Here is a 21,423-nt window from a genome sequence, read left to right as displayed (position 1 = left end):
GAATAAATAAGGATGAATAGCGGCCAGTGTTTTACTGGCTGCTATTTTTTTGCCCTGATTTTTAATTTTGTTCAGTCGCTTATTAGCAATCAATATTTAATAAGATGAAGTATTTTGTCTTTTCAATTACTATAAAGATTGATGTTATGTTAAAAAAGTTTAATAAGTAGATAACTATGCTTAAATGTTTTCTCCGGTAATTATACATTTTTGAATAATTAATATAATACCCTACAATCATCCCAATATTCTATAAAAAATGACAATTAATACGACGGAGTGGCAAAATGACGATGAACTTTTTGAGGTAATAAAAACAGAACTTTATACTGCTGTTATTGGCGATATAATGGATAAGATGGGTTTGCTCCATCAGTTTTTGCCGCCACAGATACAACCTTTACATCCTGATATGTTTGTTGCTGGAAGAGCGATGACTGTGTTAGAGGCTGATGTTTTAGAGTGTGGGCAACATGAAAGCAGTAATCCCATTTTAAAAAAACCATTTGGTTTAATGCTCGAGGCGCTCGATGACCTTAAAAAACATGAGGTATATATCTGTACAGGTTCTTCCCCTAATTATGCATTATGGGGCGAGCTGATGAGCACAAGGGCACAGATGTTAGGTGCAGCAGGAGCCGTAGTAGATGGTTATTCGAGGGATACCAGAGGGATATTACACCTAAACTTCCCCTCATTTTCTTATGGCAATTATGCACAAGACCAGGCACCAAGAGGTAAAGTAATCGATTTCAGGGTGCCAATAGAAATTAAGGGTGTTTTAGTTAACCCGGGTGATCTGGTAATTGGCGATATAGATGGTGTTTGCATTGTGCCAAAACAGCATGAAGTGGAGGTGGTCACAAGAGCACTTGAAAAAGCCAGGGGCGAAAAAATGGTGCAGAAGAAAATCCTCGAGGGGATGAGCGCCAAAGAAGCCTTCGATAAATATGGTATTATGTAAAGAATAAATTCAAAAAGATAAATCAAACACACAAATGAAACTATTTTATAGAATTTTTACAGTTTTACTGGTTTTAGCGGGTGCGACACACGCACAAATTCAAAAAATCACCTATACCACAACCGATCAGCAGGTATTAAAACTTAACCGTATTTCACCTTCTGGCTCAAAACAGCCGGATAAGATCTCTTTGGATGGAACATGGCAGTTTTCTACCGATATCAACGCATTGCCTGCCGATAAAAATATTCAGGTGCCGGGTGAGTGGGTAATGCAGGGTTTTGAAGTAAAAAATTCGGTTTATGCCGGTTACAAAAAAAACTTCGACCTTCCGGAAAAGTGGAAAAACAAACGCATTAAACTCCGTTTCGATGCTGTATACAGTGATGCCGAAATTTGGGTAAACGGTAAGAAAGCTGCATCACATTTAGGTGGTTTTACACCTTTCGAAATTGATATTAACAATGTCGTAAAATGGGGCGCCAGTAACGAAATCCTCGTAAAAGTAAAGTCCGAAAGCAAAGCCGACTCCCTGGCAAGTGCATCTACCTATGCAGTGCATCCTTTGGGAGGGATTTCGAGAAAGGCATATGTAATGGCCCTCGCGCCAATCAATTTTGCCTATGCGGATGTTAAAACCATTTTGGATAAAAACTATGAAAACGCCACGCTGAATACGGATCTGATTATTGCCAATGAACAGGATAGTAAAACCGGGAATCTTGTTATAAAAGCAGAACTTTTCAAAACGGATGGAACGACAAAAGTGACTGAAAAAACGGTTACTGTTGATAAAAGTATGGCTAAAGGCGAATATTTACAGCAGAATATCAGTTTTGATGTAGTTAAACCTGCCAAATGGGATCCGGAACATCCTAATTTATATGTGGTAAAATTCAGCATTTTACAAGATGGTAAAGTGGAAGATGTCATCACCAAAAGTATTGGCTTCCGCCAGATAGAGGTAAGGGGGAACCGGGTTTTTGTAAATAACATGCCCATTAAACTTCGGGGTATATGCCACCACGAAACCATGCCTTTGCGTGGCCGTTCAGTTGGCGAAAACATGTGGGAAAAAGATGTTCAACTGTTTAGAGAAGGTAATGTAAATTATTTCCGTACCTCGCATTATCCGCCGGCAGAAGAACTGATTGATGCCTGCAACCGCCTGGGTATGTTTTTAGAAGTAGAAGCACCTTTTTGCTGGGCAGAAAATACTGCAGTACCAGCAGGAACAGAAATTTATCAAACCTTAATGGTCGATCAAACTTTAGATATGATTAACTATTTTAGGTCTAACCCAGCAGTACTCATCTGGTCGATGGGTAACGAGAGCGGTAAATACGCCGCCTATTTTAAAGAAACCGCTAAGTTGGCGAAATCGTTCGATCCAACACGCCCACGTAATTTTAGTCAGTATGGTCCCGATGCAGATGAAGGCGATCTGGAAATTACCAATCACCATTATCCGGGCCCAACAGGACCACAAACCTACAGGAATTATAAACGTCCGATTGTTTTTGATGAGTATGTGCATTTAAATGCCTATAACCGTTTAGAACTGGTAACCGATCCCGGCGTACGCGATGCATGGGGGATTGGTTTCGAAGCCATGTGGGAAAATATGTACCGCACCGATGCTGTTTTGGGCGGCGCAATATGGGCAGGTATTGATGATACCTTCTTTTTACCTAACGGAAAAACAGTTGGTTACGGCACCTGGGGGCCGCTTGATGGCTGGAGAAGACCAAAGCCAGAATACTGGCACATGAAAAAAATCTATTCGCCGGTAAAAATTAAACTGGCCAGCAACTGGAGCAATGGTAAAGTAGCCGTTGAACTGGAAAACAGATTACTTTTTAGCAACCTGAAAGAGTGTAAAATAGAATGGAGCGTAGCCAGTGAGAATGGATTAATTGAGGCCGATTTAAAACGAAACGGTAAAACCACAGCCAATGTTACCGTGAATAAAAAACCATTGCCAGGCGATAAAATGACGATTAAAGTTTACGATCCGCGTGGTGTACTCATTGATATTTACCAGTTTGCCATTGTACCAACAGTTACCGATTTAACTTTGGTACCCAAAACGGCTGGCCAGCCATGGACTTATACCCAAACCGGCAGCACTTTAACAGCTAAAAGTGGTAAGCTAAATGTTCAGCTTAATCTGGCTAATGGCGATATAGAACATGTAACCAACAACGGTGTAACGGTTTGGAATACCGGGGCACGATTAATGGTTTTGCCATTAACGGGCGAGGGCAGGGGAACGCAGATGACAGGTGAAAGCCAGCAATTTGATCCTTTTACCGATGTATGCAAAAACAGGATCGTTAAAGATATTAAACTGGATAAAACGAAAAACGGATTTACGGTTCACATAACAGATGTGTACAGCGAGGCCGGCGGAACCACAAGTTATACCTTTCTGGCTAATGGTAAAGTAAAAATCGATTATCAATATACCATCAAAAAAGAAGTTAACCCACGTCAATGGGGCCTTGTATTTGGAGTGCCAAACAGCTTTCAGGAGTTAGACTGGAACAGAAATGCACAGTGGGATTATTACCCGGCCGATCATATTGGCAGACCGATTGGTAAAGCACTGTTAAGCGCTGCTAACCAGGTTTCAGGTCCGGCAGGTCCATCTAAATTACCAACAACTGCATGGAACTTAGATCGAAATGATTTGGGTACCAACGATTTCAGGTCGACCAAAATGTATATCAATAAAGCAGTCTTAACCAACGGAGCATCTTCTTTTAATGTAAACGCCAACGGCCAGCAGCATATCAGGGCCTGGAAAGATGCACAAGGCATTAAAGCTTTGGTAGCAGGCTACAGCAATATGGGCGCCGAAAGGTTTTTTAGAGGGCACGCAGAAAAAATGGATCGCCCATTAAAAGCAGGCGATGTTATACAGGACAGTGTAACGCTTCAGTTGAAGTAATAAGTGGGTGTCGCCATTTCGATCGGATAATTGTCCTCGTTTGTAAGGAGGATAAAAAAGAAACACATTTTTAATGTGTGTGCATTAAGATTCCCGCCTGAGCAGGAATGACGAATGGCTCAGACTGACAACATGCCCATCTGCGACGTTATTCGGGACGATGAGCAAATTAAATTTTAATACAACAATCATGACCCTAAATAAAATTCACGGTTACCAAATAAGACGCAAATTATTGCTGACTTTTGCTTTGGTAACCAGTACTGCTTTAACGCTATTGGCACAGAACAGTGGCATAGCCAGTACCCTTTCACCAATCCCATCCTCGTTGCTCAGCAGCAATAAACCTGTTATTTCTTTAAACGGCGATTGGAAATTTGAACAAAGCAACAAAAAAGGAAATATTAAAGTGCCAGGGGAGTGGGTAATGCAAGGTTATACGGTTAATACCGGAGAAACGGCTACTTACACCAAAACGTTTTCGATACCGAACAATTGGAAAGGCAATCGCATGAAGTTGCGTTTTGATGGGGTAAGTTCTCACGCAGTAGTTAAAATAAATGGTAAAAAACTAGCTGAACACGAAGGTAGTTTTGTTCCCTTCGAAATTGACATTACCGATGCATTAAAAAGCGGAGAAAATCTGCTTCAGGTTGATGTGCAGGCCAATACCATCAGCGATATTTTGGCTTGTACCTCACAGTACGCTGTACATACCGTAGGGGGGATATTGCGTAATGTTACTTTGTTTGCCCTGCCAGAGGTTAATATCGCCGATTTTACAGTGGTAACAACACTCGATAAAAACCACAATAATGCGACACTTAACCTTAAAGCATTGGTCAACAATCAGGGGCAAAAGGCTTCAGCAGGACAGATCATTTACACTTTAGCAGCTGTTACCGGAAAAAGTATCGCTACGGTTAAAGCTGCAGTGCCGGCAGTATCTGGTCAAAAATCGACTTTAATTCATACCGATATTTCGGTGAAAAATCCAATAAAATGGAATACCGATAAGCCGTATTTATATACTTTAACCACGGTATTAATTATTGATGGAAAAACGACCCAAAGCCATCAACAAAAAATTGGATTCAGGCAGGTTGAGGTAAAGGGAAATCAGGTATTTGTAAATGGAATGCCCATTAAGTTAAGAGGAGTTAACCGCCATTCGGTACATCCACTTACCGGGCGTGCCATAAGCGACGATTTGGAGTTGAAAGATGCCGAATTGTTTAAACAAGCCAATTGCAATTACATCCGTACTTCACATTACCCACCAAGCGAAAGGTTTTTAGCCATAGCCGATAGTATTGGCCTGTTTGTAGAAAACGAGAGTTCCTTAACATGGATTCAGCACGGTGCTTCGCCAATCTGGAAGTTATGGAATTATAAAGACGAAAAGTTTTATCCTTACATGCTTGCGGCGAATATCGAAAAAATGCAGGCTGGCAAAAACCATGCTTCGGTAATTATCTGGAGTTTAGGTAACGAAAGTTATTGGAGCCCGCTATGGGATAAAGTTTATCGCGAAGCTAAAAAAATAGACCCTACACGACCTATTTCTTTTCACGATCAATGCTGGGGTGGTTTCAATAATGGAGGCAATAAAGTTGATATCGCCAATTACCATTATCCAGGCATTAATGGCCCCAAAGCTACCGATACGATGAAAAGGCCAACTTTGTTTGGCGAATATGCTCATTTAAGCACTTATAACCGTCGCGAATTATTAACCGATCCGGGCGTAAGGGCAAGTTATGGCCCATCATTGGTTAAAATGTACGATAGCATGTATGTACACAAAGGTAATTTAGGTGGTGCCATTTGGAGCGGTATTGATGATACTTTTCATTTACCCGATGGTAATATCGTAGGTTATGGCCCCTGGGGACCAATTGATGCCTGGCGCAGGCCAAAGCCCGAATATTGGGGCATGAAAAAAGCCTATGCACCCGTGGTCATCAAAAATGTGCTTCAGCCAATCATTAAAAATGGTAAATTGGTACTGGAAATAGAAAACCGTCATGATTTTATTTCGCTGAGTGATGTAGAAATTACTGCTCAGGTTGATGGTGTGCCTGTTAAGCTAAGCTCAGCAATCAAACCACATGGCGAAGGCCAATTAGAAATCCCTGTAAAAGAAGCAACAAAAGAAGTATATATTTCATTTAAAGACCCTTCGGGTAATGTGGTGAACGAAGAACTTATGGTTTTGAAACCGGCTGAAGAAACCATGGCACACAACAAGCTGAGCTTATCGCTTACAGAAAATGAAATGGCCTATTTTGTAACACAGGGAGATGTGAATTATACCATAAACAAAATTACAGGTGTAATATCTGGTGCAACAAACAAAGGGGTAAAAGTATTAGAACAGGGACCCGTATTTAGTGTAGTGGCGATGAATAGCGAAGATGGCGGCAAACCCAATGTAGCTGGCGAAACGTACCAGAATAATATCCACCCGATTAAAAATTATCCTTCGTACACCATTTTCGCAAATGCCATTAAGGTAGATCAAACGAACGATGCAATTACTTTTGCGATCAAAACCACTTATACCACCGGGGATGGTGATATAACCTATAGATTTTTTGCCAACGGCAACACTCAGGTAGATTACGAAGTGAAAACTACTTTAGAAAGGCCTTATCAATATGGGATGCTTTTCCAGTTACCTAAAACTTTCGACGAATTAAGCTGGAAACGCAAAGGCGAATTTACCGTTTATGCAGCAGAAGATATTGCCCGTAACAGCGGAACAGCGAAATTAAATGCTAAATGGTTACCAGGTGTAGAAGAATTTGGAAAACCGGCAGCTAAACAATGGAAAGATGATAGCAATGAGATGGGGTCGAACGATTTTAGATCAACCAAACAGCATATACTCCAAACCCGGTTAAGCAATGGAAGTAAGGAAATGGTGATTCAATCTAATGGTAAGCAGGCATCAAGAAGCTGGTTACAGGATGAAAAAATACAATTGCTGGTTGCTGATTATTGGAATAACGGTTCCGAGCCTTTTTACGGCTCGCCATTTACCGATGGACGCATTAATATTAAGGGCAAATCATTAAAAGGAAGTGTAAATTTTAGGCTGCAATAAAAAAGAAACGTCATTGCGAGAAGGCTTTTTCAGCCGACAGCTTGTCCCGACCTTTCGGGGAAGCAATCTTTCTAACAAGGATGGCTAGCATGAAAGATTGCTTTCCCGAACATTCGGGATTCCTCCTCGCAATGACGACCTTTTCTGGAATCTGTCAATGATAGCCTGTCGAAGGATTTGCAGTTTACTTAAGAAAACTCAATCTGACAGCTATTGGCTAAGTAAATAGAATAAATTAAAAGTTGGCGGTAATACCAACAAAACGAATATAAAAACAACAACAAAATGAAAATAACAGATGTAAAAGTATGGCTGGTTGAGGGCGTAAAATACAACTGGACCTTATTAAAAATATATACCGATACCGGACATACAGGAGTAGGCGAGGCCACAAACTGGCCAGGCAGTCCGATTGTTTTTGAAGCAACCAAACACGTAGGGCAGCGTATTATTGGTTTAGATCCGATGAAAACTGATTTTATATGGACTAAACTTTACAGAGATTTAAACTGGATGGGCCCGTTTGGTGCCAGTATGTGTGCCATTAGCGGGATAGACATGGCATTGCTCGATTTAAAAGCAAAAGTATTGGGCGTACCCTGCTACGAACTTTTAGGTGGCGCTTTCAGGAAAGACATTTTACTCTATGCCAACTACTGGTTTACAGGCGGCGGTCATAATACAGCAGATTATGCTGCACAGGCCAAAAAAGTTAAAGAAGCGGGTTTTACAGGCTTAAAATTCGACCCGTTTGCACACACCAATTATTTGTATGGCGAAGATCTATCATCAAACCTTCAGCTTACAGCTCCTCAACAGGATCTGGCATTTAATGTAAGTAAGGCCGTTCGTGATGCTGTTGGGCCCGAATTTGATATCATGATCGAAACGCACGCCATGTTAAATTACCGTGTGGCGGTAACCATGGCACAAAGGCTTTCAGAATTAAATATTACCTGGTATGAAGAGCCTGCAGGACCAGAAAATGCCAATACCTTAAAGGCCATGAGGGATCGGATTCCTTCGAATGTTTCCATCTGCGTAGGCGAGCGCCACTATACCCGTCACGGTATCCGCGATGTATTGGAAAAACATATCTGCGATATCATGATGCCTGATATTACCCGTTGCGGTGGGCCTTCAGAAATGAAACGCATGGCGACCATGATGGAAGCCTATAATGTACTCCTGGCGCCACATAATCCGAACGGGCCGCTATCTACATTGGCTTCGGCACAGGTTTGCGCTTCGGTGCCAAACTTTTTCAGACAAGAATTTATGTTTAACGATGTGCCATGGCGTGATGAAGTGATTTCGCATCCGATTGCTGATATGGTGCAAAACGGGCATTTGAAACTGAGCGACAGGCCAGGTTTAGGGGTAGATTTAATTGAAGAAGAAATGGAAAAACACCCCGGCATTTTAACGCCAAGGGCTGGTTTCTACGTTTAAATATGAATATAACCGATCAGGTTTAATGCCTGGTAGGTTTTTAAATGGATTTTATGGCACTAACAATAGATTTAAAAGGGAAAATAGCTTTGGTAACGGGTGTTACTTCGGGTATTGGTTTGGGGATTGCCAAAATGATGGCCAAAGCGGGTTGCACCGTTATAGGCTGTGCAGAACAAAGTGAAACGAGTGATGTTGCGCAGCGATTTTTAGCAGAAATGGAGTCTTTTGATGCACATACCGACTATTTTAAAGCCGATATGGTGGTAACCGAAGACATTGATGGGCTTGTTTCAGATATCACCAATGATTATGGGAGATTGGATATTTTAGTTTCTAATGCCGGACAGAATGTATTTACGGGATTAGAAAATAGTACCGAAAAAAACTGGCAGTTTAATTTAGACCTAAACCTTTCAGCACACTGGCGCCTGGCCAAACGTTGCAAATCATTATTAAACACAAATAATGGGGTAATTATTGTAATGGCTTCTAACCATGCCTTTGCCAGTATCCCCGGTTGTGCACCCTATAACATTGCCAAAACCGCCTTAACGGGTTTGGTTAGGAGTTTGGCCATAGAATGGGGGCCTGGTATTAGAACGATAGGTATTGCACCAGGCTTTATCGATACACCCGGTAATCAGCAATGGTTTAATTCATTTATTCAGCCTGAAGAAGAAAGACAACGTACGATAAACCTTCATCCGGTAAAAAAACTAGGCACGGTTGAAGAAATCGGAGGCTGGTGTGTGTTTTTATCCAGCGAATATGCAGGTTTTGCATCGGGGACTACCTATTTAATTGATGGAGGCCGAAGTGCAATGATGCAGGATAGCTAAGGTGATGATGGAAGGATGGGAGATGGATGATGGGAGATGGATGATGGGGTTTGGGGTTTGAGACAAAAGCGATACTAAGATGAGGGTAATTTTTTAACAATACGATGGATATTTGGAAGCCAGATGTGCTTTATAAAGCAGATTTAATTTTAGGAGAAGGTGCCCGCTGGCATGCTGGATGGCAAAAATTCTTGTTTATCGACATCAAAGGCAAACTAATTGGTACCTGTAATCCGGCAAATGGTAAAGTAGTTACCAAAAAAATATCGGCAATGCCTGGTATGCTGGCGCCTGCCGAAAATGATCAGCTATTAGTGGCTTTACAGGGTAAAATTGTGTTATTCAATTTAGCAACCGGTAAAACGATAAACCTGGCGAAATTTAAAGAGGATCCCGAAAACAGGAGTAACGATGGCGCTTGCGATGCATTAGGCAGGCTTTGGGTGGGAACCATGAATATTAATGCCAAACATGGTGCAGGTAATCTTTACTGCTACAACGGAAAATTAGTTAAGAAAATTGAAGGCACAAGTGTATCTAATGGTATTTGTTGGTCGCAGGATAACCGCACCCTGTATTACATCGATAGTTTTCTTTACCACATTAAAGCCTTCGATTATGATTTGGCTACCGGGAATATCAGCAACGAAAGAATTGTAGTAGAAATAACCGAACCTAATACCGTGGCCGACGGGATGTGTATTGATAGTGAAGGCATGCTTTGGGTAGCCATTTGGGGAGGTGCTTGCGTAAACAGGTATAATCCGCTCACCGGGGCCTGTATAGGAAAGATTGAAATCAATGCGCCAAACGTAACGAGCTGCGCATTTGGGGGTAAATTGATGAATCAAATGTTAATTACCACGGCAAAGGATGGATTAAGTGCCGACGAATTAAAAAAATACCCACACAGTGGCTCGCTCTTTATGGTAAAATTAAAGGTAACGGGATTGCCAACTGCTCCTTACAAACAACAATAGTTACTGGCTTTTGCCATAAAAACAAATACTACTAACCAAATAATAATCGTTTATGAAACTAGAACTTATCGACTACCTGATTATTGCCATTTATTTTGTTTTGGTAATGGGCATTGGTTTGGTGCTGAAAAAGAAAATAAAAACAGGGAATGATTTTTTACTGAGCTCGCACAACATTCCATTATGGATTACTTGTTTAGCTTTTATATCAGCAAACTTAGGCGCACAGGAGGTCTTGGGCATGGCTGCCAATGGCGCAAAATATGGCTTGTATACCATGCATTTTTATTGGTTGGGTGCTGCTTTAGCAATGATTTTTTTAGGCGTATACATGATGCCCTTTTACTACGGTAGTAAGGCCCGAAGTGTACCTGAATATTTAAAATTACGTTTCGACGAAAAAACCAGGACTTTTAACGCACTTACTTTTGCTGCAATGACTGTTTTTTCATCTGGTGTTTCCCTGTATGCACTGGCCATGTTAATGAAAGTTATTTTAGGCTGGGATTTCGATTTATCCATATGGCTTGCCGCTGGTGTGGTATTGATTTATACTTTCTCCGGAGGTTTAACAGGTGCCATTTATAACGAAGTATTGCAGTTCTTTTTAATTATTATTGGCATAGCGCCTTTGGTTTACATCGGTTTAGATAAGGCCGGAGGAATTGATGGTATTTTACAACATGTTGATGATGCGAAGCTTCACGTTTGGAAGGGTTTAGATAGTCCGGCAAACAACCCGATGGGCGTAGATGCCTTTAGTATGGTTTTTGGATTGGGTTTTGTATTGGCATTTGGCTATTGGTGTACCGATTTTTTGGTGGTACAAAGGGCAATGGCTACCCGAAATCTGAACGAGGCACAACGCACACCCGTTTTGGCTGCTTTTCCTAAAATTTTAATGCCAGCCATCGTGATTCTTCCTGGAATCATTTTATTGGCCTTACAGGGGCAGTATAGCGGCTTCGAACTGCCTGTTAATGTTAATGGCGATAAAGATTATAATATGGTACTGCCTTTATTGTTGCAGAAACTTTATCCGAGTGGTTTGCTTGGTTTAGGCATAACCGCATTAATTGCTTCATTTATGAGTGGTATGGCGGGCAATGTTACCGCTTTTAACACGGTATTTACTTATGATATCTACCAAACCCATATTAAGAAAAAAGCTTCCGATTTGCATTATTTAATGGTTGGCAAGGCCACTACTGTTGCCGGTATTTTAATTTCTATCGCTACAGCTTATGTGGCCCGTGGCTTTAACAGTATTATGGATTTGCTCCAGCTTGTATTTAGTTTTGTAAATGCACCCCTGTTTGCTACTTTCTTTTTGGGCATGTTCTGGAAACGGACCACTGGTCATGGAGCCTTTTGGGGTTTACTTTTAGGTACAGGCGCTGCGGCCATTACACATGGTTTATCGGTAGCCGAGGGCAAAGGTGGCTGGCTGATTCATTTGTTCGATTTTTATTCGGCAACAGGGCAGGCCTTTACCATTGCATCGATCTCCTTTATGGTGTGTCTGGTATTTACCATCGTAATCAGTTTGTTCACCAAAGCCAAAGACGAAAAAGAACTGGTTGGACTGGTTTACAGCTTAACGCCGAAACAAGATTTAAAGAGCAAAACCTGGTATACTAATCCACTTTATTTGGGGCTTATCGTTTTGATGATTACGGTAGCCTTTAATATTATCTTTTTTTAACCTACACTTCTGGATTAAAAAAAAGCTGATGGAAACATCAGCTTTTTTTGTTATTCCTGGATATTTTTTTAATTGCCCTTATACCAGCAAATAAGGCAATTTAAGAAGCACCGCTATTTTTTAAACCATATCAGTAATAGAAGAACAATAAAAGTGCATAATCCGCCAAAATGCATCAGGTAATTCTATTTTGAGCAGCGGCCATTGTACCTAAACGTGATTGAACGGAAATACTTTTTGCTGCAGATGTTTTATTATTTGGTGCTCAATTCGGTGCAAAAAGATTGCAGTGAAAGCAGGGCTGCAAACCGCCATGGAAGGATGTCCCGCTCTTTCCAAAAAAACATGTTTCAAATAAAGCAATCAACTGTTTCAAAAAGTTTAATCAGCTATAAAAAACAAAGGGCAATTTTCATATCGAAAATTACCCTTTTGAGTGTGTTAATTTATAATTGGCTAACGTTTAAAAGTATCCTTTTTCTGAACTGTAAAATTATCTATAGCATCTTTCTGAGGTTTATATGTTGTCTGATAATATAGATCTGTACCTGTTTTATAATCGTTAATCCGGGTTAATACCGATGAAGGATCTGTAACCTGCATGGTTTTAGGCAGGCCGTTTACATCAGTATACTCAACAGTCGTATAAATGGCTGTAGGATCTATGCCTTGCCAATCGATGGTTAAAATTTTACTGGTCGCATCGTATTTGGTCGTGGCGGGATTAAAAACACGGTTTACAATTGCTGAAGCATAATTTTCGCCAAATACAGTCCCATTGATGTAAATGGGTATAGACATGTTTCCTTTATTATCAAAAGTTCTGACTTCGAAATTAATGCCCCCTTCTGTTAAGTTATCAATAATTAACTTAACCTCGTCTACACCACTGCTGCGAACAATCGTTTTTTCGACCATGTTTTGTTTTCCATTCCAAAATACCTGGTATTTCACAATTTTAGGATCTGAAGTAAACTGACCGTATACCATCACCCGTTTGTTGCCCGCGAGAACTTTTGCAGAGTCTAAAATGCCTGGGTAAGATATTTCTTTGTCTCCTTGAAATTGCCCCCTGTAATCGTCTATTTTTGAGCAGGCACTAAAGGCGAAAAATCCCATTAATGCAAAAGACATCCATATATTTATTTTCATCTGAGTAAATTTAAATCGTCGTTATTATTTTAATTTTTACTGCCATAAACCTCTATTTGAGTACCCATAATGGCATAGGTGTTTTCCCAGTTGCGTGTAGACTTAATTCTTAAATACCTAAAGGCAGGTAAGCCAGGTTCGAACTCCGTTGGCCATCCTGCCAATGCATAGGCCAGATCCTCTGCTGTTTCGGTGCCCGATGGCAGGCCGGAAGGTTTTACTACCGATTGGGTAGCCAGTTTGGTCCAGCCGGTATAACTTCCATCTGCCGGCGGATTATTGGTTGCCCAGATTTCAAAATCGCGAAGATTTGCCCTAACATAGAATTTATTGCCCGATTCAGTTCGTGGGAAAAATATAAATCTACTTAGGGCCCTGGTTACACCTAAATCGATGGTAATGGTTTGTGGTGTGGTAACTCCTTCCAGTGTAAATGCCCTGGGCCAATAAGCAGGGGCGTAGGCGCCATCCCAAAAATAGCTCAAAAATGTACCATAAGCCATGGTTGCATCTCCTGGCAGGTTATATGCTGCAAACTTTGATTTGTCTAACATCCCTTCACTATAAGGTGTTATATTTTTATACAAAGTATCGGTATGATTGCCAAAACGGTCCATGACCACAAAACCAAAATTTGTGGCTACAGACTCTTGACCTCTAAGTGTACTATTCCCTGACAGCGTTTGGGTATAAATTTTATCCAATGCTTTAATACTGCCATTATCTGCTTTAATGATCGGGGCAATAATAACAGCAGCCCTGTTGGGATTGGTGAATTTTAAATTTGGTCCGCCAAAACCTGCAATAATATTTAAACTCTCATAAACAAGTTGAATGGCCGATTTTAGTGGTTTAATTTTTACGATAACAGGATCAGACATCACCTCGCTCTTCGTCACAGCGTATAATGTAATCTGCTGTTCATTTGTTGAGTTATAACCATCAATTAATAGCTGGCTGGTATAGTAAGAACTTACCACCTCCCTTTTTACACCTGGGCGTATTTCATATACCGCTTTAATGTAAGAAAGCCCTTCATTTGTGGGTAGGGTATAGGTTAACAAAGCACCACCACTCTTATTTTCTACGGTGACATTTGATACCGTTCCCGGCTTTTCAGCACTATTTTCGATAGGACCGTTAAGTATATCATTTTTACAGCCAAAGGTTGTAAGAACCACAAGCAGCAATATGATGCCGGATTGTAATTTTTTTAAGTTTTTTTCCATTTTGCCTAAAATTTACCAACCCGGGTTTTGAACCAGGTTTTCGTTTATTAATAAATTATTCTCTCTTATTGGCCATAAGTAATCTCTAGGGGCTACAAAACGTTGTGTATATCGGGTTATAATTCTGTAATAAAGTGTTGGATCGGCCTGATCTTTATCCCAGCCTTGTACGTTGCCATTAAGTTCCGTGCCTGCTGTTTTCCATCTTCTTAAATCCCAGAATCGGCTGCCTTCCAGCGCCAATTCAATCCCTCTTTCCTGGCGAATAATGCTGCGTAAGCCTTCTTTGCTTTGGTATTTGCCTGGGTTATTGGAAAAGTCTGTCCATGATTTTTGAACAGTAGGTAAACCAGAACGTTCCCGTACCTTATTCAGGTAATCGTAAACCAGGTTACTTGGGCCTGAAAATTCATTGAGTGATTCTGCATATAAAAGGTAGAGATCAGCTAAACGAAACATTGGCCAGGGATACCTTTCTGTACTGGTAGAGTTGTTTGCTGCCCAGGTAAATTTCCAGCTCACCAATTTTTTAGCATAGTAACCCGTTGGCGGTTGTGGCGTCCCGTTACCTGCCCCGCCTAAACGTACCTGCAAACTAAATGTTCCTTCATCGCTACGGGTTAAACTACCTTCCTGATACCATATCCCGCCATCAAAACCCAGTGAAGCATAAAAACGGTTTTCCCTGTCAAAATTAAGCCTCGATGAGGTATAACCTATTAAGTTGTTAAAACGCTCTTTGTTAACGCCGGCTCTTAGTTCTGATCGGTTACTGAAATTAAGGGTTTTATCTTCATTGGTCGGTACCCCATTCGTACTATAAAACAGATCAGCCAGTTTTAGCGTGGCGCCTACATCGGCAATAGCACCATTGCTTGCCCCATATCTGCCGTCAAAGTGACCCACCGTTATATATTGTAAATTACTGGTTGCTGTATTTGGATTCCCCCAGATCAATTCCGAGTTTTGCCATTTTTGACTCACTGCATTTCGCAGGTTCATCTGTTTAATGGTGGTATCGCTTAATTTAAATATAGAAGTAGGAAATTTGTACAATTGTATACCTACGCCTTCGCATGAAGTGATGGCAGCTTTACAAGCCAAAGCTGCTCTTTCCCATTTTTTTGGATCGTAGGTCGTGCTCACGAGTTGTACACCTTGTTTATCTTTAAATGTATTGTAATCCGTATTGCCATTAAATAAAGGGCTGGCCGCTAATACCAGAACACGTGCTTTCATACTCAGGGCAATAGGTCTGGTTACCCTGCCCAATTCATTGTTGGTGTTTTGAATAACATCTGGCAGGTTTGCAATGGCTAAATCAAGGTGTTTTACAATAAAGTTTACTACGCTATCAACAGGCATACGCCTTACTTTAGTGTTTTCTATCGGCCCGTCTACAGGTGCGTTTTCTTCGATAGTAGGAATCGGACCATAGGCACGTAATAAGATAAAATGGTAATAAGCTTTTAAAAATTCACCTTCAGCAATCCATCTATTTCTTTCGTCTATACCTATATCGGGTACTTTGCTCATGTCTTTCATGTTTTCTATAAAAACATTGCAATCCCTAATGGCCAGGAACATTCCTCCATCCCAATAATTAAAAAATGGTGCCACTACCGTTTGATTACCACGTGGTATATTCGTGGCAATATCAGTAGATCTGCTTGGTAGGGGAACACACATTTCATCGCCACCTAAAAATGCCGGATTTGAAGCAGTACTTCCATCATCTGGTATGTACGAATAACAGGTAAACAGGTACTTCTCTGCTTCGGTACGCAGGGCAAAAGCGTTTTCTATTTTAGGTAAGTTATCTGGTACCACATCTAAAAAACCTTTTTTACAGCCCATCACCAGTAATATGATACAGGCTATTATAGCGGGCGTTATTTTATATAAATTATTCTTTTGAGTCTTCATCTTGATCAAATAAAATTGTTAATCTGGTTAAATTCCAACCTTTATGCCCAGGTTATATACCCTTTGCAAAGGATACCCCAAACCATTACCGGCCATTTCAACTTCCCACAGTTTAAAGCTGCTTACTGCAAATAAGTTTAGACCGCTCATGTATATCCTGGCACTGCCTAAGCCGATTTTTTTAGCCAGTTTTTCACTAAAATTATAGCCCAGTTCAACCTGCTTTAAGCGTAAAAAATCGCCCCTTCTTAACCACCAGGATGATGCCACCGCATTGTTGGCCACTACTTCGCTGCTTAGTCTTGGCCAAAAGGCATATGCATTCCTATTGTCTTCACTCCAGTGGTCTTGTGCAATAATATCCAGCAAACCAGATTGGGTACCACCAAAGGTTACAAAAGGTGCTATCCCTTCTACATTTCCTGTACCTGCGCTACGACTTGAACTTGGATTGATGAAAAATGAAGAACGGGTTGATCCCTGAAAGAAAAAGCTAAAATCAAACTGTTTGATACCGAAAGAACCTCCAAAACCATAAATAATCTCTGGGTCTTTAGGCAGGCCGATAGGTACAATATCCAAAGAGCTGATAATCCCATCGCCGTTGATGTCGCGGTATTTAATATCTCCGGCACCATAAATACCAAAGTTTTGGCGTGGTGAGTTTCTCACTTCTGTTTCGTCGGTAAATAAGCGCTCGGCTACTAAGCCATACAGCTGTCCTGCCGATTTTCCCACCGCACTTAGGTGTTTTAAGTTGTCAGGATAATTAGGTTCTTCATTAAATAATACTTTGCTTGCGGCATAAGTAAAAGTTGAATAAATTTTAGCCCAATAGTTTTTGTTGAAATTTTTGTAGTAATTGAATGAAAAATCGACCCCCTGGCTGCTGGCTTCTCCAATGTTTGCAAAAGTACCGGCCTGCAAACCTGAAGTTGAGGGTACATTACTCCTGAATAATAAAATGCTAGAAGTGTTTTTCTTATAAGCTTCGATAACGAAATTGAAATCGTTAAATAAACTTAATTCTAAGCCTAAATTATATTGCTTTGTTTTTTCGAAAGTAATATTTGGATTTGCATAACGGCTGGTTGAGATACCCGGTCTGCTATAACCATAATTCTCTCCGAATGTTGCTCCTCTAGAGATATTATTTAATTGTACCTCTGATAAATAAAAGAAACGATCGGCATCAGATCCGATTTGATCATTACCACTTAAACCATAACTGCCCCGAAGTTTTAAATTCGTAATCACTTTACTTAAAGGCTCCATGAATTTTTCTTTCGTAACGATCCATGCTCCACTGATTGATGGGAAAAACCCGTAACGTTTATCCGGTGAAAACCGTTCTGATCCATTATAACCAAAACTAAAATCTACCAGGTATTTATCTTTATAAGCATAGTTCGCCTGGCCTAAAAAGTTTAAATTACGTTTTGGTAACGATAATTGTAAGGTGTTGGCATTGCCATTAACGGTAGAACGGACGGTGGTAATAAATCTTCCTCCAACTGAATGATTTTCGCTAAAGGTGCGTAGATAGTTAATTACCGCTTCACCATAAATAACTGTACTTACGTTTTTTGCTGATGGCGAATAGGTGAGGTACTCTGTTGGAGGGATTCCGATTTGGAGTGTTGATGAACCTGGAGTAGGTTCGTTAAGCGAGGTTAGGAGGGTTTGTCCACCAACCTGTCTGGCCTGATAATAAAAAGGACTGTACTGCCTAACCAAAGTAAAATCGGCATCACGCTGTGTAAAAGCCATGGCACGGGCACTTAAACCTTTTGTAATACCATCCAAATTTTGGTTTATCGTGATTTGGGGTACTAGTTGTGCCCTGTTGTATTCCTGAAACCCTTTTACTGATTCGGCAAATGGATTGGTATACAGTTGATTATTGGAGTTGGGCAATAAGGCACTGCCAAATAGGGGATGTTGTGCATAAGGTAAAAAACTTTGCGGATACAAAGCAGGGAAAGCTACCGGATTGCTTTGAGAAGCCAAAGTGAAAATCCGCGATCCACCGCCAACCGGCGAAGTATTGTTATCAAATGTACCACGTACGCTGATGAGCGCTTTGGTGGTTTTGGTAAAGTTGATGGTGATGTTTGACAATAAGGAATAAGAAAGTGCCTTTACATTGGTGTTAAAATTGTTTAACCCGGCTTCCCTCAGTAAACCATTATTCTCATCGTAAGTTAAACTTACATAATAAACTGCTTTCTCGTTACCGCCACTTACATCTAAATTTGCTGCCAAATTTCTGGTGTTATTTTTTGTCAGAATATTAACCCAGTCGTTACTTGGATACAGCAAGGGATCCATACCTGCAGCTGTATTATCGATTTTATTAGGTGAGTAAGGTGGATTTACACCGCCCTGGTTTTGAAAATCACGGGTGGTTACGGCCTCATTCGCCAAACGCATGTAGGTAATATTATCAGCCAGTTTAAAGTTTTGCGTATTGGTTGATAACCTGTTTTCTACCCTTGCATTGATTTTGGTAACGCCCTGCGCGCCCAATTTAGTGGTCAGTAACATTACCCCATTCGATCCTCTTGAACCATATAATGCAGTAGCTGCCGCATCTTTCAGTACCGAAAAATTATCAATATTATCAGGGTTAATACGGGCCAGATCGGTAGGTGTACTTTCAATACCATCAATATAAATCAAGGGATCTTGCTTTCCGGTTCCAAAAGTACCCACACCCCTTACAAAAAAGTTGGCATTATCTTGTCCGGGTTCACCGGTACGCTGGTAGGCAATAACTCCCGGAACACGCCCTGCTAAAGTAGTGGTAAGGTTACTGGTTGGGCCTTTTAGGTCTTTCGCACTAATGGTGGTTACCGAACCGGTTAAGGAACTTTTTTTCTGCGTTCCGAAGGCTACAACGGCCACTTCCTGCAGTTCATTCTGCGCATCATCTTTTAAAACAATGTTGATCGCTTTCGGATCGTTTGCGGCTACTTCGATTGTGGTGTAACCAACAAAGCTAAATCTTAGCCTTGCACCCGCAGGTTTGGGGATTTGAATCGTAAACCGGCCCTCATTGTCGGTAGTAGTACCAACATTCTGCCCGATTACCCCCACGCTAACACCGGCGAGGGGCTGTTGTTCTGCATTTCGTACTGTTCCTTTTACAACGGTTTTTTCTTGCGAAAAGGCTGCTGCAGATAGAAATAGCATGAAATAAAATAGGAAAATTTTCTTCATACAGTTTATATAGTTTTTGGTTAAAAAAACAGCTGATTGCTGAGGCACAGTCTATACCTCATGTAATCAAATGTTTACTAATACTAAAAGTACGCGCAGCATTATTCCTTTTGTAAAACTATATTTGGAAAAACTTAAATTTTTTTACCTTAAATAACTTAATTTCCTTATTTATCATTAATTTAGTTTACTTAATTAAGGTTTTTGTAAAATATTATGAGGTCTGAACTTATCAATGTTAACCATGCAGGTAACAAATCTGTCCATATAAAACATATCGACAATAACCGGCTGATTTCATCTTTCCACTTTCATGATATGTGCGAATTGGTTTGGATTGAACGAAGCCATGGTAAACGCATTGTTGGCGATCATATTGGGAATTTCGAAGATGACGACCTGGTACTGATGGGACCAAATCTTCCGCACATCTGGCAGAATGATAAAAGTTACGAGGATAGGGATGATAAGCTGGTAAAGTCTACCGTTATTTATTTTAGCATTGATTTTTTTTCGATGTTAACCGACGATCAGGCTGTTTTAATGCTGGTAGAAGACTTGGTTTCGAGGGCATCAAGAGGTTTAGCCTTCGAAAAAGAAACCAGTAATAAAATAAGGGAGATTTTACTCGGGATTGAAAATAATGATGGTTTCGAAAATATAGTTTCGGTTGTAGAAATCATCAAAATATTAGCTAGGGCAAAAGATTTTAAGTATTTATCTAGTCTCACATTTAAAAACCAATATGATGAGAAAGATAATAACCGGATTAATAAGGTGTATCAGTTTTTAATGAAAAACTTTCATAACGACATACACCTGAATGAGGTAGCCGAATTATGCAATATGACACCCAATTCATTTTGCCGCTTTTTTAAAATGCGGGCACAAAAATCGCTTACCCAGTTTATCAATGAAATACGAATAGGGCACGCCTGCAAATTACTCCAATCAGAAGATTATTCCATTGCGGATGTTTGTTATGCCAGTGGATTTAATAATCCAACCAATTTTAATAAATTTTTTAAGGCCATTAAAGGCATGAAACCATCAGAATATAGGAATAGGCTGAATAATTAAATGGTTCATTGGTCATTAGTTCATTGGTCATTCGTTAATTGGTCATTAGGCAAATGGTGCAGTTCAAGGCTATCGGTTAATCAACACTAAACACTAAGCTAACTGTTACTGTTTATTGCCAACTGTTAACTGCCAACTGTACTCCGGACTAAATTCTACTTCACCCGCACATTTTCTCCCGCCAGGCGAACGGTTTCGCTAATTCTTGTTGCTCTTGTTTCTGTTCTTTTGGCTTCTGATATCCATTTTAGTATGGCTTTCTTTGAAGAACGGGGAAATTTTTCCCAATATGATTGCGCTGGTTTGTTGGATTCAAATTCTTTTTTTAAATCATCGGGTACAATTAGATTTTCTACATCATTCAGGGCATCCCACATGCCATTGGCTTTAGCGGTTTCGATAGATTGTAATCCTGCATCGCTCATCAGTCCCTGGTCTATTAAGTGTAAAGCTTTATTCTTATTAATCGCGCTCCAGTTACTTTTAGGTTTTCTTTTTGAGAAAAATTGATAACGGCTTTCCTCATCCCTTTTTACCGTTAAGCTATCAATCCAGCCATAACAAAGGGCCTCATCAACGGCGTTGCTATGGGGCAGGCGATTTGCCGATACATCTTTTTTATAGATGATTAACCAAACAGATACTTCCTTTTCATGGTTCTCGGCCAGCCATTGGCGCCAATCGGCCTGGGTTTTGGCATAAAAAGCTTTAACGCCGTTTTTTATTTCTTCCATAAAATATAGTGCCTTTTTTTTGATGCTTAATCTTATTAAGATAGTAAATTTACCAATAATGTAATTGTTTTAATG

Annotated in this window: 13 protein-coding genes; 8 read left to right on the top strand and 5 right to left on the bottom strand. The window is 40.3% G+C overall.

The annotated features are described in order from the left end of the window. Window positions 1–259 precede the first annotated feature (259 nt). The 7 genes from CA265_13680 to CA265_13650 all read left to right on the top strand — a co-directional run bounded on the left by CA265_13680 (window position 260) and on the right by CA265_13650 (window position 12,005). On the top strand, window positions 260–964 hold the full coding sequence (locus tag CA265_13680) for a dimethylmenaquinone methyltransferase (protein ID ARS40650.1): 705 nt from the start codon (window positions 260–262) through the stop codon (window positions 962–964). A 34-nt stretch (window positions 965–998) separates the two neighbouring features. Beyond that, entirely contained in the window at window positions 999–3,917 is a 2,919-nt protein-coding gene (locus tag CA265_13675; protein ARS40649.1) for a hypothetical protein, read from the top strand. A 220-nt stretch (window positions 3,918–4,137) separates the two neighbouring features. Then, on the top strand, window positions 4,138–7,026 hold the full coding sequence (locus CA265_13670; GenBank protein ID ARS42988.1) for a beta-galactosidase: 2,889 nt from the start codon (window positions 4,138–4,140) through the stop codon (window positions 7,024–7,026). 285 nt (window positions 7,027–7,311) lie between these two features. After that, entirely contained in the window at window positions 7,312–8,478 is a 1,167-nt protein-coding gene (locus tag CA265_13665; protein ARS40648.1) for a galactonate dehydratase, read from the top strand. Between the two features lie 53 nt (window positions 8,479–8,531). After that, a complete protein-coding gene (locus CA265_13660; GenBank protein ARS42987.1) occupies window positions 8,532–9,320 on the top strand; it encodes an oxidoreductase in 789 nt (262 codons plus the stop codon). Window positions 9,321–9,424: 104 nt separating this feature from the next. Continuing rightward, window positions 9,425–10,300 (top strand): hypothetical protein, encoded by an 876-nt coding sequence (locus CA265_13655; protein ID ARS40647.1) that lies wholly within the window; start codon window positions 9,425–9,427, stop codon window positions 10,298–10,300. 52 nt (window positions 10,301–10,352) lie between these two features. After that, the gene (locus tag CA265_13650; protein ARS40646.1) at window positions 10,353–12,005 is read left to right on the top strand and encodes a Na+/galactose cotransporter; all 1,653 of its coding nucleotides are present in this window, start codon (window positions 10,353–10,355) and stop codon (window positions 12,003–12,005) included. Between the two features lie 456 nt (window positions 12,006–12,461). Here CA265_13650 and CA265_13645 read toward each other — a convergent pair whose 3' ends face one another. The 4 genes from CA265_13645 to CA265_13630 are packed head-to-tail and all read right to left on the bottom strand — an operon-like array spanning window position 12,462 to window position 19,507. Continuing rightward, window positions 12,462–13,157, bottom strand: a complete 696-nt coding sequence (locus CA265_13645) for a hypothetical protein (GenBank protein ID ARS40645.1) — start codon at window positions 13,155–13,157, stop codon at window positions 12,462–12,464. A gap of 29 nt (window positions 13,158–13,186) precedes the next feature. Then, window positions 13,187–14,386, bottom strand: a complete 1,200-nt coding sequence (locus tag CA265_13640; GenBank protein ARS40644.1) for a hypothetical protein — start codon at window positions 14,384–14,386, stop codon at window positions 13,187–13,189. Between the two features lie 12 nt (window positions 14,387–14,398). Further along, complete coding sequence (locus CA265_13635; GenBank protein ID ARS40643.1) at window positions 14,399–16,312, bottom strand: RagB/SusD family nutrient uptake outer membrane protein; 1,914 nt, start codon at window positions 16,310–16,312, stop codon at window positions 14,399–14,401. Between the two features lie 27 nt (window positions 16,313–16,339). Next, window positions 16,340–19,507 (bottom strand): SusC/RagA family TonB-linked outer membrane protein, encoded by a 3,168-nt coding sequence (locus CA265_13630; GenBank protein ARS42986.1) that lies wholly within the window; start codon window positions 19,505–19,507, stop codon window positions 16,340–16,342. 243 nt (window positions 19,508–19,750) lie between these two features. Between CA265_13630 and CA265_13625 the strand changes: the two genes are divergently transcribed. Continuing rightward, window positions 19,751–20,614: a hypothetical protein gene (locus CA265_13625; GenBank protein ID ARS40642.1), complete on the top strand. Its 864-nt coding sequence runs from the start codon at window positions 19,751–19,753 to the stop codon at window positions 20,612–20,614. A 155-nt stretch (window positions 20,615–20,769) separates the two neighbouring features. Here the strand turns inward: CA265_13625 and CA265_13620 are convergent, their stop codons facing one another. Continuing rightward, window positions 20,770–21,348, bottom strand: coding sequence for a hypothetical protein (locus CA265_13620; GenBank protein ARS40641.1), 579 nt, complete (start codon window positions 21,346–21,348; stop codon window positions 20,770–20,772). Window positions 21,349–21,423: the final 75 nt, after the last annotated feature.

Source organism: Sphingobacteriaceae bacterium GW460-11-11-14-LB5 (assembly GCA_002151545.1).
Lineage (GTDB): Bacteria > Bacteroidota > Bacteroidia > Sphingobacteriales > Sphingobacteriaceae > Pedobacter.
The sequence above is the reverse complement of the archived record's forward strand: the minus strand, read 5'-3'. Positions and strand labels throughout refer to the sequence as shown.